The 15,526-nt window shown below is 69.4% G+C and carries 13 protein-coding genes; 5 read left to right on the top strand and 8 right to left on the bottom strand.

All coding sequences use genetic code 11. The features are described 5' to 3' along the window. The 3 genes from KF745_09615 (at position 1) to KF745_09605 (ending at position 3,861) form a co-directional block, all read left to right on the top strand. Positions 1-2,571, top strand: coding sequence for a hypothetical protein (locus KF745_09615; protein ID MBX3358673.1), 2,571 nt, complete (start codon positions 1-3; stop codon positions 2,569-2,571). Between the two features lie 80 nt (positions 2,572-2,651). Next, the gene (locus KF745_09610; protein MBX3358672.1) at positions 2,652-3,026 is read left to right on the top strand and encodes a hypothetical protein; all 375 of its coding nucleotides are present in this window, start codon (positions 2,652-2,654) and stop codon (positions 3,024-3,026) included. A 28-nt stretch (positions 3,027-3,054) separates the two neighbouring features. Continuing rightward, positions 3,055-3,861 carry a hypothetical protein gene (locus KF745_09605; protein MBX3358671.1) on the top strand — a complete coding sequence of 269 codons (807 nt, stop codon included), beginning with the start codon at positions 3,055-3,057 and terminating at the stop codon, positions 3,859-3,861. A 3-nt stretch (positions 3,862-3,864) separates the two neighbouring features. Here the strand turns inward: KF745_09605 and pyrE are convergent, their stop codons facing one another. Next, a complete protein-coding gene (pyrE, locus tag KF745_09600) occupies positions 3,865-4,410 on the bottom strand; it encodes an orotate phosphoribosyltransferase (GenBank protein ID MBX3358670.1) in 546 nt (181 codons plus the stop codon). Between the two features lie 261 nt (positions 4,411-4,671). Here pyrE and KF745_09595 point away from each other — a divergent pair, with 261 nt between their 5' ends. Both KF745_09595 and KF745_09590 read left to right on the top strand, forming a co-directional pair. Further along, a complete protein-coding gene (locus KF745_09595; protein ID MBX3358669.1) occupies positions 4,672-5,598 on the top strand; it encodes a hypothetical protein in 927 nt (308 codons plus the stop codon). Positions 5,599-6,191: 593 nt separating this feature from the next. Continuing rightward, positions 6,192-7,100, top strand: coding sequence for a hypothetical protein (locus KF745_09590; protein ID MBX3358668.1), 909 nt, complete (start codon positions 6,192-6,194; stop codon positions 7,098-7,100). 16 nt (positions 7,101-7,116) lie between these two features. On the opposite strand, the gene lysS is transcribed toward KF745_09590, so the two are convergent. From lysS to KF745_09555, 7 genes are all read right to left on the bottom strand, one after another. Then, positions 7,117-8,742, bottom strand: coding sequence for a lysine--tRNA ligase (gene lysS / locus KF745_09585; protein ID MBX3358667.1), 1,626 nt, complete (start codon positions 8,740-8,742; stop codon positions 7,117-7,119). 30 nt (positions 8,743-8,772) lie between these two features. Next, on the bottom strand, positions 8,773-9,237 hold the full coding sequence (locus KF745_09580) for an Rrf2 family transcriptional regulator (protein ID MBX3358666.1): 465 nt from the start codon (positions 9,235-9,237) through the stop codon (positions 8,773-8,775). Between the two features lie 40 nt (positions 9,238-9,277). Next, entirely contained in the window at positions 9,278-11,386 is a 2,109-nt protein-coding gene (locus KF745_09575; GenBank protein MBX3358665.1) for a cation-translocating P-type ATPase, read from the bottom strand. A gap of 95 nt (positions 11,387-11,481) precedes the next feature. Beyond that, positions 11,482-12,594: a MoxR family ATPase gene (locus tag KF745_09570; GenBank protein MBX3358664.1), complete on the bottom strand. Its 1,113-nt coding sequence runs from the start codon at positions 12,592-12,594 to the stop codon at positions 11,482-11,484. Positions 12,595-12,767: 173 nt separating this feature from the next. Next, complete coding sequence (locus KF745_09565; protein ID MBX3358663.1) at positions 12,768-13,940, bottom strand: PDZ domain-containing protein; 1,173 nt, start codon at positions 13,938-13,940, stop codon at positions 12,768-12,770. 109 nt (positions 13,941-14,049) lie between these two features. Then, the gene (locus KF745_09560) at positions 14,050-14,778 is read right to left on the bottom strand and encodes a hypothetical protein (protein MBX3358662.1); all 729 of its coding nucleotides are present in this window, start codon (positions 14,776-14,778) and stop codon (positions 14,050-14,052) included. Between the two features lie 4 nt (positions 14,779-14,782). Then, positions 14,783-15,415, bottom strand: a complete 633-nt coding sequence (locus KF745_09555; GenBank protein ID MBX3358661.1) for a sigma-70 family RNA polymerase sigma factor — start codon at positions 15,413-15,415, stop codon at positions 14,783-14,785. Between the last annotated feature and the right edge of the window lie 111 nt (positions 15,416-15,526).

Below are 15,526 nucleotides of genomic sequence, written 5' to 3'. Positions count from 1 at the left end.
ATGTTGTTCCAACGAAATGAACTTGCGTCGGTCTTCGACGCGGCAAAGTCTTGTGTCTTGCTCCAGAGCCGGGTGGCGCTCCTCGGCGCCGGGGTTGTTGTGATGGCCGCGGCGGCAGCCGGAGCCCAGCCGTGTGCGCCGGGGTGGAGCGACGGCTTCCAGCGGCCGGGGACTGCGGGCTCGCAGTATATTGGAGTGCAGACGGCGGTGGCGTACGACGAGGATGGGCCGCAGGGGCCTGCCGGACGCTCGGTTGTCGTTGCCGGCGCCTTTCGCGAGGCGGGTGGGGTTCCGGTCGAGAGCGCTGCGAAGTGGACGGGCTCGTCATGGGCGCGGATCGGATCGGGTGTTACGCAGATCTTTCAACTGATCACGTTTGACGACGGCTCGACGGGGTTCCCGCGGCTGTACGCGGTCGGCATGTTCCCGACATCCCGGGTTCGGCGCCACGATCCGATCTCCAACTCGTGGGAGATCCCGGGAGCGGGGCTTAGCACCGATGCCGGATTCAACTCCGCCGCCGTGTTTGATGCGGGCGATGGACCGCGGCTCTATGTCGGTGCCTCGTCGAATACCGGGGAAGGCGGTGCCTCGCTGGGCGGCGTCGCCCAGTTTGATGGCCAGGTTTGGACCAGCGCCGGGTTCCCCTTCGGCTGGGTGAGTGTTCTCAAGGTGCTGGATCTCGACGGCCCTGGCCCGGAAGGACCGACTCTCGTGGCTGTGGGTGACGGCCTGTTCCGTTTTGATGGCGGGGTGTGGACCCCGCTGGCGCCAGGCGGTTTCAACAGCGCCATTACCGCGGTTGAGGTGTTTGACGAAGATGGCGCGGGGCCCAATCCGCCGCGGCTCTTTGTCGGCGGTCAGTTCACCGAAGTCGGCGGCGTCGAGGCGCGGGGCGTCGCGCGGTGGGACGGTTCGAACTGGACCGGCGTCGGCGTTGGCGCCGGGGTGTCTTTGAACCATAGTGTGACCGCCCTCGCGGTCGTTGATGATGGCGCGGGGCCGCAGTTGTACGTTGGCGGGAACTTCCTGGTCGCGGGCGGTGCGATTCGGCCGGGGCTGGTCAAATGGACCGGAACGCAATGGGCGGATTCGGCGATCGGAGCCCCGCTGTACGCGGGTGAATTGGGAGGAGACTCCCAAGTGGCGGTCTGGGTGATGGCGCCCATCGAGGACGACGAGGGGCCCGCACTGGTCATCGGCGGGAAATTTGGGATCTTCGGCAATGTGATGTCGGGCGACGTGGCCCTGCGCCGAGGAACCAGACTGGTCGCTCTCGGCGCCGGTCTGCTGCGAGAAGCGTACGGGATCGAACTTCATGACGACGGGATGAACCCCGGTGGATCGGTGTATTTGACATGCCCGGTGGGCTCATCGACTTCTCGGCGATCCGTAAGCAGGCTCGACGAGGACCGCTGGGAGTACGTTGCCGGAGCCGGAAGCCCGATTGATGCCAGGGTCCTGCACTCGCACACCTTCCCCGGCGAGCCGCGCGCCAGCCTCATCGTCGGCGGAGGTCTTCTGGGCTCAAACCTGCTCTCAAGGCTTGATGGGACATCCTGGTCGGCGGTCGGCGGTGCTCCCAACGGTGCGGTCGCCACGATTGCTTCGCTCACACTGCCTGGGCGGCCGGGGCCCGAGTTGGTCGTCGGGGGGCAGTTCACGACCATCGGCGGGACGCTCCTGAACGGCATCGGGGCGTACGACGGCGCGGTGTGGCGGCCGCTGGGGACGGGCGTATCCGGTACGCCCGGTCCCACGGCGGTGGAAGCCGTCGTCGTGTTTGACGACGGCTCCGGCGGCGGCCCACGGCTTATCGCCGGGGGAAGCTTCAAACTGGCGGGCGGGACCGTGGCGAATCTCGTTGCGTCGTGGGACGGCGTTGCGTGGTCACCGATGGACGGCCTGACCGGCAGCAACGTCAGCGCCCTGGCGGTCTATGACGACGATGGCGAAGGACCGAACCCGGCGCGGCTCTACGCGGGCGGAACGTTCGGCATTGATGGTTCGCCCGAGGCACAGGCATTTGCCCGATGGAATGGCACGCGGTGGGAGGCGCCCGCCGCGGTTTCACCGCCGTTGTCGGTGTATTCGTTGACCGTCCACGATGTGGACGGGCCGGGCGGGCCGACGCATCCGGTCCTGATCGTCGGAGGCGACTTCCTAGCAGGGTCCGCGTTCTTGGGCCTCGCCGCGTTCGACGGCGCGGGCTGGACGCAACTGCCGATGACCGCCGCCGCCAGCGGTCGGCCCGTGGTCCGCTCGGCGGTCTCCGTGCCCGCGTCGATGCATGGCCCGGCGCGCCTGTACGTCGCCGGCTATTTCGCCACGGTCGGCGGCGTTGCCTCGTCGAATGTCGCCCTGCTTACCGGCTGCCCGCGCTGCCCGGCGGACTTCGACGACAGCGGCGAGGTGAACGCTTCTGACATCGCCCGCTTCATCCAGGTGTGGGCCGCTTCCGTCGCCTCCGGCACGCTCGGCGGAGACTTCGACGCCGACCACGTCGTGACCCCAGTCGATGTCGCCGCGTTCGTCAAGGTTTGGCTCGGGGCTGTCAACGGAGGGTGTTGAGGTCCGTCACAGCCAGCGTGCCGATACGCCGAAATCAGGTTAGTGGTCGCTCTCGGGCGACGGCCGGGTACTCTTTGGCCATGGCCCCGTCACCCGAGTCCCGTTCACACGACCCCCGCGCCCTGCGGCGCGCCCCCGCTACCGGAGACGTCGTCGGCAAGGGCTGCTGCGGGCCCGCTCGCGCCGGCGCCTCCGCGCGGCCTGTCGGCGGGTGCTGCGGCAAGGACCTTGGGCCGCTCGATGTCGACCTCGAGGCCCCGTCCGAGGATGATGTCGCGAGGTTCTCCGACGTCACCCGCACCTGCCCGCACTGCAGGAAAGAGGTCTACGACGACGCGGAGATCTGCTACCACTGCGGCGAATCGATGTCGCCCGCGGCCGCCCGGATGCCCGTGTGGGTGATCGTCGCCGCGGTCGTGGCGATCGCCGCGTTCGCGTTCACCATGCTCCGGTAGCACGCCGCGTCGTTGAAGGAGCGCTTGCATGCTCCAGTTCGTCCTGACACTCGCACTGGTCGTTGCCCCACCTCCACCGCTGGCCGGGCCGTCGACCACGCCGAGCGAGGACCCGGCTCCCCGCCCCACCATCGTCGTCCACGACTTTGCCGGGCGCATCGTGCCGCCGGAGATGCCCGCCGAGATCGCCGCGGCGAGGCTGCTGCCGCTCGATGAGGAAGCCGCCGCCAGCATCCGCGCCATCATCGACCGGCGCGCGGCCGCGATTGACGAGTTCGTCGCCGACAACATCGACCTGCTCACACGCCTGAACTCGGCCGGCGCCGCGGGCGACAAACTGGACCAGCTCGATCTCGCCTCCGAGGCGTACGCCCGCCTGCGGCCCGTCCGCGAGGCGACCGGCGGACGCTCGCTCCAAGCCGCGATCCGGGCGGCGCTCCCGCCCGATCAGCGGGCCGAGTACGACGGCATCCTCCGCGACTACTGGGCCGCGGTCGCCGCCAGTGCCGTGGCTCGGCCGGGTCCCGATGGCAAGGTGAAGTCGCGCTTCGAGGCCGTCGCCGCGGCGAAGCTCGAATCGTTCGGGCAGGAGATCGGGCGCGCGTTCGAGCGGATGCTCAAGTCCGGGGACCTCGTCTACACGATCGTGACCAAGGACCTGAACCTCACCGAATCCCAGGCGGCGAAGATCCGCACCCTGGTAGGAGAGTTTGTCGATGAGCACGGCGAGAACGCCGACAAGAAGCTCTACGGCTGGCTCTTCCTGCAGGTCGCCGCGGAACTGGACCGGACGCAGCGGATCCAGTTGATCCGCACGCTCAAGTCGCTCGGGTGACCGCTACTGGACGACGCCAAGATCTCGCGTGGTGAAGAGCGCCTCGAACCGGGCCCCGCTCTTCTCGATGTTCTCCCGCGCGCCCTCCAGACGGTCGATCGTCGCGATCACCGCCAGCACCCGGGCGCCGGCATCCTTGAGCACGCCGACCGCCTCGAGCGCCTGCCCGCCGGTGGTCGCGACATCCTCCACGAACACCACCGTCTCGCCCTTCTCGAGTTTCCCCTCCATCTGCTTCGCGGTGCCGTACTCCTTCTTCGCGTTGCGGACGAAGATGCACGGCAGCCCCGTCTCCAGGCTCGCCGCGGTCACCAGGGGGATGCCCCCGAGTTCCGCCCCGGCCAGGCGGTCGACCCGCTGCCCCGACGACCGCTCGATCTCGCGGATCCGCTCGGCGAACAGCCGCCCGAGTTCCTTGAGCACCTCCGGGCGGGTGCTGAACAGGTACTTGTCCAGGTAATACGTGCTGGTCTTTCCCGACCGAAGGGTGAACTGCCCGCGCAACAGGGCCAGTTCGGCGATCCGCCCAGCGAGTTCCTTCGAGTTCATCCGCGGCCTCCCAAACCAGTCCCCAACCAAGCCCGATAACTGAGCCCCGAGCCCGCCGCCCGTCGCCCACCCTATAGGCCCGCGGGCGGGTTGTGCAGAAACCGATCCCGGCGCAACCCGTATAGCCCCTCAGTCCCGTTGAGGGCAATCCGCCTCGGGGGGCTGGCGTTCTGCCGATAGTGCACCGACGATAGACCACCCTCGTTGACCCCGAGTCCGCTGTTCCCGGCTCGTTGTCCCGATCGCTCGCGGAGGACCCACATGATTCGCTGTCTGCTCGCTGCCTCGGTTCTCGGCCTCTCGCTCACCGCCGCGTCCGCGCTGGCCCAGCCCGGCAAGGCCACGGGCAAGACCGCGCCGGCCAAGCCCGCCTCGACCCCGGCCGATCCGACATCCGACGGCTCCGCGCTCAAGGGCCCCGCCGTCACCGCGGCCGCGGTCGCGCCGACGCTGGTGCAGCGGGACTTCTCCGGCAAGGTCGTGCGTCTGGAGACGAACCCCGCCGAGGCCGCCGTCCGCGTGATGCCGCTCGACGCGGCCAGCCGCGCCGCCGTGGACCGCATCCTCCTGGAACGCTCCCGTCTGCTCGACCAGCTCGTCACCGAGAACCTGCAGACCATCTCGCTGCTGCACAACGCTCGTGAGGCTGGCGACAAGGCCGAGGCGACCCGCCTCGTGCAAGAACTCGCCGCGAAGGCCAAGCCGCTCCGCGACCGCGGTGTGCTGGCCCAGGAACTCATCGCCGCGCTCCCGCCCGACGAGGGGAAGGAACTCAAGCGGATGGTGCAGGAGTACTGGAAGGCCGTCGTCGACGAGGACCTCGCCAAGCCCGCCTCCGAACGCGAGGACAAGTCTCCGGGAGCGACTCGCATGGCCGGCGTCCGCGATTCGGCCCGCACCGAGTTCGCCCGGATCGCCGGGCAGGAGATCAAGAGCGCCTACGAGCGGACCATTGGCCAGCAGTCCCGCGACTTCGACGCCCTGATCGCCCAGCTCTCGCTGACTCCCGCCCAGGAGTCCAAGGTCCGCAAGATTGTCGGGGACTCGTTCAACAAGTCCTTCGGCAAGGCCACCCCCAACGAGCGGGCCCAGGTCTTCTGGAAGGTTTACGCCGAGCTCGACGAGACGCAGAAGAAGCAGATTCTCGAGCGGATCGGCGGGCCGCACGCGCACGGCGGATCCAAGTAGGCACTGGCGGTACGCATCCGCGGACGTTGATCATCAGTCCTGGGGCGAGATGTGTCCGCGCAGCAGCCGTTGCCACGTCGAGTCTTCACCCGCTGGGGAGGGTTAGCCCTATCCGCCATCCTGGTGGCGGTCTGGGTCGACAGCCTGTCGAGATGCGAGATGGGGTGGATCGTGATCGGGGACCACCAAGGGGTTCTTACCACTTGCGCTGGCACCATCTCCTTGCGATATCAATCGTGGGTTGCACAGGAGCATCCGTCGCCCCACTGGGGGTTCTATTCAACAAAGGGTGACTGGCCCCAGCGATGGTGGCATTTTGGCGTGTTCGAATCGCCTGGTGCGTTTGTCGTAGCCGTTCAGTTGTGGGCCATCATCGCTCTCATCATGGCCAGGACAACCTGGGTCTGGTGGCGATACGTGCGGGACCGGCGTCGGCTCCACCGGATCCAGCTGAACCTGTGCCTCGCCTGCGGGTACCCCCGATACAGCCTGACTACCGGTTCCAATTGCCCCGAGTGCGGCCTCACACCTGGCTGACTCCACCCACGTGGCTCCCCACCCTACGATCGCCGTTCACCCGCCCGGAGCCCACGATGCTGCGTAACCCACTGGCCCCCGCCGCGTGCCTTTCCCTCCTGCTCGGTTCAGTCGCCGCGGCCCAGATCGTGCCGCCCGCGCCGCCCGCGGCGGAGAAGACGCCTCCGTATCAGGCCCCCGAGCCCGCGTCGCACCCGGTCGTCCAGCCGCCGCCTCGCCCGGATCCGGCGCCCGATGCGCCGCTTCCCTCGCTCGTGAAGCGCGATGCCGGCGGCAACCTGATCCCCATCGAGGGCAGCGTTGAACTCGCCGCGGTGCTCGCCCTGGACCTCGACGACCAGACCAGGGCCAACATCCGGAAGCAGGTCTCGATCCACGACGCGGAGATGGACCAGCGCGTGCGCGACAACCTCGCCTTGGCCCTGGAGATCCACCGGGCCCGCGAGGCGCTGAGCGGCGACAGCCCGAGCGCCGACCTGGCCCAGCTGCAGGAACTCGCCAAGAGCCTTAAGCCCCTGCGGCCGGGCGTCCTGCTTGATCGCCTCATGACCACCAACACCATCACGGCCCGCCAGCGGCAGCAGGCCGAACTGGTGCTGCGCGAGTATTCGACCGCGTCCACCGAGAACCTCACCAAGCAGTCCGGGAACGATGTGCAGAAGACGATCTCTCTCTCGCTGCGGAGGGCCTTTGTGGACCTCAGCGGCGATGCGGACCGCTCGCTGGTGCGCCAGGCCGCCGCGGCGGCCGCGCAGCTCGCGCCCCTGCTGGACAGCGCCGGCCTGTCGGCCGACCAGCGCGCCGCGATCAAGCCCAAGCTCCAGGCCCTGGCCAAGGCCAACGCGGCGGGGGATGCCCCGGCCGCTTCGCGACTGGCGATCGACATCTGCCTGACCGACCTGACTCCCGAACAGCTCGGTGCGGTGCTTGGCGCCATGGCGCCCGAGGGTGCGGCGAAGCCGTAAACCCGCGCGGCGCCGGCTATTCCGGCCGCATCATCGGGAAGAGCACGACATCGCGGATCGTCCGCTGGTTGGTCAGCAGCATCACCAGCCGGTCGATGCCCAGCCCAAGCCCGCCCGCCGGCGGCATCCCCACCTTCAGCGCATCGATGAAGTCCTGATCGAACGTGCGGAAGGTGCTCTCCTCGTCGTCCAACCCGGCCAGCTGCTCGCGGAACTTCGCCGCTTGCACGTCGGGGTCGTTCAACTCGGTGTAGAGGGGGGCCACCTCCATGTGGCCGATGAACAGGTCCGACCGGTCCGCGAGCTCCGGGTGCTCCGGGTTGGGCCGGGTGAGCGGGCTGATCGCGGACGGGTACCGCGTGATGAACGTCGGGCGGGTGATGTCGAGGGTCGGCTCGGCGACTTCCTCGAACAACTCGTTGACGACCAGGACATCCGCGAGCGGCTCGCCCTTTTCGCCGGTGACCTTGAGCCCCCGCTTCCTGGCCTCTTCGCGAGCCCGGGCGCCATCGGAGATCGGGAATCCAAGTGCCCGTTGGAACAGATCCGAGTAGGCGACCCGAAGAAACGGCTTGCCGTAGTCAATCATCACGTCGCCGAAGGGGAGCACAAGGTCGCTGGGGACCGCGTCCTCGTCGCCGACGGCGCCCGACGCGTCCTCGCTCGCCATCTTCACCATCATCGCGCAGGAGCGGATGGTGCCCTCGATCAGCTCCATCATCGTCTCGACATCGCCGAACGCGTGGTACACCTCGAGCATCGTGAACTCGGGGTTGTGGCTCTTGTCCACCCCCTCGTTGCGGAAGTTCCGGTTGATCTCGTACACCCTGGGCATGCCGCCCACGAGCAGCCGCTTGAGGTACAGCTCCGGCGCGATCCGCAGGAACAGCTCGATGTCCAGCGCGTTCATGTGCGTCTTGAACGGCCGCGCCGCGGCGCCGCCGGCCAGTTGCTGGAGCATCGGCGTCTCGACCTCGAGGTACCCCCGCTCGTCCAGGTGCCTCCGGATCCGCGAGACGATGCGTGACCGCATCTGGAACACCCGCACGGTCTCGGGCGTCGCCCACATGTCCACGTACCGTCGCCGGTACCGCAGCTCCACATCCGCGAGCCCGGCGTGCTTCTCCGGCGGGGGCGTGAGGCACTTGCTCGCGAGTTCGACCGCCGGCTCCTGCCCCGCCGCGCCCAGCCCGGCCCAGCAGGTGATCTCGCCGGTCCGCGTCTTCATCATCCGACCCCGCACCACGATCACGTCCCCCAGGTCCAGCGACTTGGCCAGGGCGAAGGATCGCGTGTCGCAGTCCCGCTCGCTCACCGCCGCCTGCATGTCGCCGGTCTCGTCCCGCAGGGTCAGCCAGAGCAGCTTGCCGCCGTCGCGCCGGAGCACGATCCGCCCGGCGATCGCCGCGGCCGGACGCGGATCCGTGAATCCGGCCGGGGGTTCCTTGCCCGCGGCGGCGAACGCCTTGTCCGCTGCTTCGTCGTACTTGCCCTTGGCCGCCGCAAGGGTGTCGAGACCGTCGGTGCGCTTCCCGTAGGGCGGGAACCCAAGGCGAGCGGCTTCGTCCCGGTTCTTCCGGCGCTGCTGCTCGAGCTCGTGGATCCCCGCGGCGGCGGGCCCTGATTCCGGTGTGGATGACATCGCGACGATGCTAGCCCGCACGGAGCCTTCTCAGGCCCCGTTCGCGGAGAGGCTGAGGGTCACCGGTCGCACTCTCTCATCGCAGAGCGGCGTGCTCATCCCCGGCTGGTCGATCAGGTCGGCGAGAGTCTTGCCGTCGAGCATCGCGAGGGCGTCCTTCGCGACCGAGTCGAGCATGCGGTGCAGCGGGCACAGGTTCGTCCCGTGCGAGGAGAGCCCGAGCGGGCACACCGTGATCCGCTCGATGCGGCCGGTGGAGCGCACGACCTCGGTCATCGTGATCTGCGACGCCGGGCGCGACAGTTGATACCCACCCCCGACGCCCCGGCGCCCCCGCACCAGCCCCGCCGCGGCCAACTGCTGGAGCACCTTGGCGAGGTAGTGCTCGGGAACCTTGGTCGCCTGGGCAAGGGCCGTGGTGGAGACCAACTGCCCGGGACTCAGGGCCAGCCACGCCATCGCCCGAAGGGCGTACTCGGTCGTCTGAGAGAACATTCATGGACTCCCTAAACAGGTGGCCGGCAAGGACGGCGGACTACTTTAGCGACGTAACCGGTTGCAGCGCCCCTCCGGCCGGCGTGGCTTCGCCCCCATGGGCCGGATCGACGGCATGAGAATTGAGGCTGACTGGTCGCTTTTCTGACGGGATCATCTTCGGAACCGTAAGGAGCAGGAGCGAGTTCGCCACCACCAGCAGCGTCCCGCCCTCGTGCCCGATTACACCCATCCACAGGGGTAGGGCAAACCCTAGTCTGGACCCAACCAGAGTAGCAACCGCCATCGCGCAGATCGCGACGAGGGCGAACGTCAGGTTTGCGGCAATGGTCCGGCGGGCCCGGCGGGCGATGTCGACTGCCCACGGCAGGGCTGCCAGGTCGTCCCCCATCAGCACGACGTCCGCGGACTCGAGCGCCGCATCGGACCCGATCGACCCCACCGCCAGCGACACATCCGCGGCCGCGAGGGCGGGAGCGTCGTTGACCCCGTCGCCGACGAGCCCAACCCCGCCGCGGCCCGATCCGACCGAGCGTACCTCGGCCTTGAGGGCCCTGATCTGCTCGACCTTTCCGTCGGGCATCAGTTCGGCCCGCCAGCGATCGATACCGACCGCCTTCGCCAGGTTCTCCGCGGTCCGTGCGTTGTCGCCGGTGAGCATGACCACCGGCCCGATCCCCATTGCGTGCAGCCGACCCACGACCTGGTCCGCCCCCGGCCTGAGCTCATCGTGGATGACCACGACCCCGGCCTGGCCGTTCCAGGCGATGATCGTCGCGATGTGGCCGCGGCCCCTCGCGGCCTCGCTGAACTCCTTCAGCTTCGCCCGGAGGCAGACGGGCACGAGTTTCTGCGTGTGCTCGATCGTCCCCAATCGCGCCGGGTGACCGTCGAAGACCCCGCTGACGCCGCGCCCCGGCTCGAAGGTCGTCCGCGTCGCTCGCATCGGCTTGATTCCGCGCGCGGCAGCGGCCGCCCGGATCGCCGCGGCGATCGGGTGCGTCGAGTCCTGCTCCAGCCCCGCCGCGACGGCCAGCAGTCGCTCGGTGTCGGACCACCCGATGCCCTTCATTTCGTGCACCTCGGCGTGCCCGACGGTCAGCGTACCGGTCTTGTCCATCGCCAGCGCCCGCATCCGCGCCAGCCGCTCGATCGCCTGTCCGCCCTTGAACAGCACGCCGCCCCGGGCGGCCCGCGCGATCGCCGCGAGGGTCGCCGTCGGTGTTGCGATGATCACCGCGCACGGCGACATCACCACCAGCAGCGTAATCGCGGTGTACAGCGAGCCACCGACCCCTCCTGATTCCTGGACGACCAGCGGCACCTTGAACACCTGCCACCACACCAGCAGCACCGCCGCGCTCGCGACCATCACGCCGATGGCGTACGGCTGGCTCACGCGGTCGATCAGCCGCTGCACGGGCTCCCGCTGCTGCTGGGCCTGGAGCACGAGGTTGAGCACGCGCTGGAGGCTCGACTCGCTCGCCGGGCGAGTCACCCGCGCTTCGAGCGAGTTCCCCACGTTGACGGTGCCGGCGTACAGGTCGTCGCCCACACCGACGTTCCGCGGCATGCTCTCCCCCGTAAGGCTCGCCTGGTCCATCGCGGAATCACCGGCGAGCACCGAGGCGTCGGCGGGCACCAGTTCGCCCGGCATGATCTTGATCCGGTCGCCCGCGGCAAGGGCCTCGGGGGGAGCGCTCTCCCACTGGTTCGTGGAATCGCTCCAACGCACCGCCTCGGTCGGCATGAGCTTGTGAAGGGCCTCGACCGCCCGCTTGGTGCGGGCCATCGCGAGCCCCTCAAGGGCGCCCGCGAGCACGAACAGGAACAGCAGCAGCGCCCCCTCGGCGGGAGCACCGATGTACGCGGCCAGCGCGGCGCCGATGACCATCAGGCAGTCGATGTCGAACGCCCCGCCGCGGAGGGAATCCCACGCCGCCCGGACCCCGTGGACCATGCCGATCGCGAGGCTCGCCCAGACCAGCACGGCCGCGATCTCGCCCGCGCCGACCGCCTTGAGCAGCCACGAGGTCAGGAGCAATGCCCCGGCGGCGAGGGACGACACCAACTCTCCCCGGGGTGAGAAGAGCCGGCCGGCGAGGCCCGCCGGTTCGTCGTCCGCCGTCGCCAGGGCGGTGTCGGTCATGATCGAACGCTACACCCCTACAGAATGCTTGATCGAATGAGACAATGTCTCATCTATGGCCTGTTGCAGAGTTTCCCGCCCCCCGGACGGCGCACTCACCGCATCACCGCCCCCATCTGCCGCTTCTCCTCCGCAGTGGCGCCCTCGATCGGCACTTCCTTGATCATCGCATCGATGATCATGTCGGTCGTCACCTGGTCCGCCTCGGCATTGAAGTTGGTCAGGACGCGGTGCCTCAGCACGGGCTTCGCGATCGACTGCACGTGCTCCGGGGTCACCACAACACCCGGACCGGATTGTCCGTTGCGGCTGGATTCCAGCAGGGCCCTGGCCTTCGCCGCGAGCACGAGGTACTCGCTGGCGCGCGGCCCGGCGCCCCAGCCCACGTAGTCCTTGACCAGCTTGGGACGGGCGACCCCGCCCTCCATCGGCTCGCCCACCCTGGTGGCGCGGACCAGCCGGAGGGCGTAACGGATCACGTAGTCCGGCACGGGCGTCGCGCGGACCAGTTCCTGCGTCCGAGCGATGTCCTGGGCGTTGAGGACCGCCTCCGGCGTGCCGCGGGCGCCGCTGGTCGAGCGCCGCACGATCTCCGCCTCCTCGACGGCGTTGGGGTAGCCGATGCGGACCTGGAACATGAACCGGTCCAACTGGGCCTCGGGCAGCGGGTAGGTCCCCTCCTGCTCGATGGGGTTCTGCGTCGCGAGCACGAAGAACGGCTCCGGGAGCTTGTGCTGGGTCCCGCCCACCGTCACCTGCCGCTCCTGCATCGCCTCCAGCAGCGCCGCCTGCGTCTTGGGGGGCGTGCGGTTGATCTCGTCGGCGAGGATGACGTTCGCGAAGATAGGGCCCTTCACGAACCGAAGTTCGCGCGTGCCCGTGCTCTTGTCCTCTTCGATCACCTCGGTGCCCGTGATGTCGCTGGGCATCAGGTCCGGCGTGAACTGGATGCGGCTGAAGCCCAGGCTCAGCGTCCGGGCGATCGTCGAGATCAGCAGCGTCTTGGCGAGCCCCGGCACGCCTTCGACCAGCGTGTGGCCGCGGCAGAACATCGCCAGCAGGATCTGGTCGACGACCTCGTCCTGACCGACGATGACCTTGTGGATCTGCTCCTTGAGCCGGTCGTGCACGCCGCGGACCTGCGCGACCGCGCCGGACCCGTTCGAGCCCCCGCCGGAACCGACCCCTTCGCTGATCGCGTCGCCCATACCGCGCGCTCCTTCGCCTCCCCTGTGCGCCCCTGCCACGTCCATGAACGCACCGGATCATACCGGCCGGCTCGGCTGGGGGTCCGCATCAAAGAAAACGGCCGCGGCCGGCGGTTTCCCGCTGGCGCGGCCTGGTGAGGTGTGTCCGTTTGTCGGAGGCGGCGGGTGCGGCGTCAATCCTGCCCGGCCTTGTCCTGCTGGTCGGCCATTCGTTCGAGCAGGGCCTCGAGACGGGCCAGCCGCTCCTGCACCTGTTTGAGTTCCACCTCGGCGAGCCGGGTCGCCGGCGCCGTCGTCTGAATCCGCTCCGTCAGTTGCTTCATCGTCTCCTGGTTCAGCCCGCTCCGCTGCAGCGCCTGGAGCACCTGCTCCTGGATTCGCCGCACCATCTCTTCGTTCCCGGCGGGATCAAACTGCATCAGCCGGTCGCCACTGAGGCCCTTGAGGGCAAAGAGCGGGCTCCGCGCGACGGTCTCGTCCTCGCCGATGCCGAGCGCCGACGGCAGGGGCACGCCGGCGGCCCGCATCTGCTCCTGCCGCGCGGCCTCAAGCCGCTTGGGGTCGTACGCCTCGAGCGTGATGGTGACCGCCTTGGGCTCGCACTTGTGAAGCACCGTGACCGCGATCTCGTCCCCGGGCTTCTTGGACCGGAGCATCTCCCGCACCACGTCCTGCGTCGCCGGCGACTTGCCGTCGACTTCCACGATCACGTCGTACGCGTGGATGCCCGCCTTCGCGGCGGGGAGATCCTTGTAGACCTCGTTCACCATCGTGCCGCCGGACTTGGCGTCCACGCCGCAATGCCGCTGGAGCCCGTACTCCGGGTCGGCCATGGTGATGCCGAGCATGACCGCCGGCGGCTCGGCCGGCGCGGGCGCCGAGCCCAGCCACACATCCGCCCCGCCCGGAAGGCTGTTCGCCCCGCCGGGACCAAGCCGCCACGCCTGCACCTGCGGGCGGACACGGATCGCGGCGGGCGCCGAGGGAGGGGTGGGCGGCGCCGGCGGCGCGCTCATCTCGAAGATGACCTTGCCGTTCTCGTCAACGATCGTGATGCCGCCGCCAGCCCGGCTGACGCGGTCCACCGGGATCTCCTTCCCGTTGCGTTCGGCCTTGGTGATCGTGCCGTCGCGGGATTCGATGCGGATGTCCTCGCCGTTGCTCTTGAAGACCCACACGCCGTTGTCGGGCCCGCTCTCGACTTCCGCGATCCGGACATCGACGACCGCCCGGCCGGTCGGCGGGGCCGCGCTCGGCTGCGCCGCCGCGCGATCCACCCCCGCCCACCCGACGAGCGCCGCCGCCGCCGTGCCGATCACCCCCATCTTCCACGCGCCCTGGTCCATGTTCATCGCTCCCTTCGATCGTGGGCCCAGCGGCCCGCCAACTCCCCGTACGACACGGTCTGCGGTGTTCGCCGCTGTTCAACCCTGATGCGCCAGGCATGGCGCTCCGTCACACTCCCAATCGTCCCTTGACCTGCTGCACCGCCGGGAGCCCCGCGGGGACGAGCACCTGCCCGCCCGCCTCGTCCTCCTCGATCCGGTACAGGTTCTTGACCTCGGTCCGCTCCAGGATCTTGCGGAAGTAGAAGACCTCGATGACGCCCGGCTCGCCGACCTTGCGGCGCGTGAGCACCAGTTCCGGGTTCGGCTCCTCGCCCATGACCTGCCCGCTCTCCATGCCCTTGGTCAGGTAGTGCTGCAGGCCGGCCTCGGGCGTCGCGAACGCGCCCGCGGCCTGAACGCCGGGCCTCGGATCCGGGCTTCCCGCGCGCGGCGAGAGCCAGCCGTTGAACCACCCAAGCGACAGCACCGCCGCGAGCGCCGCCCAGCCGGCCAGCGCCGAGACGCGGGTCACTACCCGGCGCGGCGGCTCGGCCGCGTGCCCGGCGTGGATCACCCCTGCATGCGGCAGCCGGACCCCATCGGCCCGCGCCAGTTCCGCTTCGACCGCCGCGGTCAGCGCCGCGTGGTCGCGCTGCGCCCGCGCGAGTTCGCGCCACGCGCCGGTCGAGCCCGCCTTCGCCTCCGTGTCGGCGAGCGCGCAGAACTCCCCCCACTCCTGTTCGCTGGCCTCGCCGTCCACCAGACGCGACATCAGCACCTCGCGCCGGTGGACGCCGACGCCGTCGCTCGTCCCGCCGTCGACGCCGATCTGTTCCCGCCCAAAGTCCGTGCTCATCGCGTCACCTCGCCTTCGCCGGCACGCCCGCCAGGGGCCGTTCGACCTGGTCCACTCCCCTTCCATCAGCCAACTCCCTCAGCATCCGCCGCCCGCGGGCGATCCTCGTCTCGATGGTCGTCTCGGGCAGGCCCATCAACTCGCCGATCTGCCGGTAACTCATCCCACGGATGCACTTCATCAGCAACGGCTCGCGGTACCCCTCGGGCAGTTCGCGGGCCAGAACCATCAGCCTCCGCCCCTCCTCGGCCGCCGCCACGCGGTCCGGGGCGGGCGCCTCGTCCATCGTGCCCCCGGCGCTGTGCGCCGCCGCCCGGCGCCACCACTGCTCCGGTCTCTTGCGACGCGCGGCGGTCTTGGCCACGCTGATCGCCACCACACGCAGCCACGCCTTCAGGGCCCCCGGGTCTCGAACCTCCCCCACCTTGGCCACCACCAGCCGGGCGACTTCCTGCAACAGATCCTCGAGGTCCGCCTCCCGCGGCTTGTGGGCCAGCAGCACCGCCGCGACCCACCGCCGATGCTGCTCCCAGACCGCGCAGATGGCGTCCTCGCCGTCGATCGCGGCCCACCCGGAGCCCCACCCCCCAAGCCCGGTCCGGTCCGGGGCTGCTGCCACCTGCTGGCCGTCGCTCAAGCCGTGTCTACTCCCAGGAAACTTGGACGCTCCACCCGGCGGCTCCCGTCAGGATTCCACGATTCGTGGCGGTGCCGAGTTCGCCCGGTCCTCCCGTACCGATAACCTCCG

The organism is Phycisphaeraceae bacterium, from assembly GCA_019636655.1.
GTDB lineage: Bacteria > Planctomycetota > Phycisphaerae > Phycisphaerales > UBA1924 > JAHBXB01.
The sequence above is the reverse complement of the archived record's forward strand: the minus strand, read 5'-3'. Positions and strand labels throughout refer to the sequence as shown.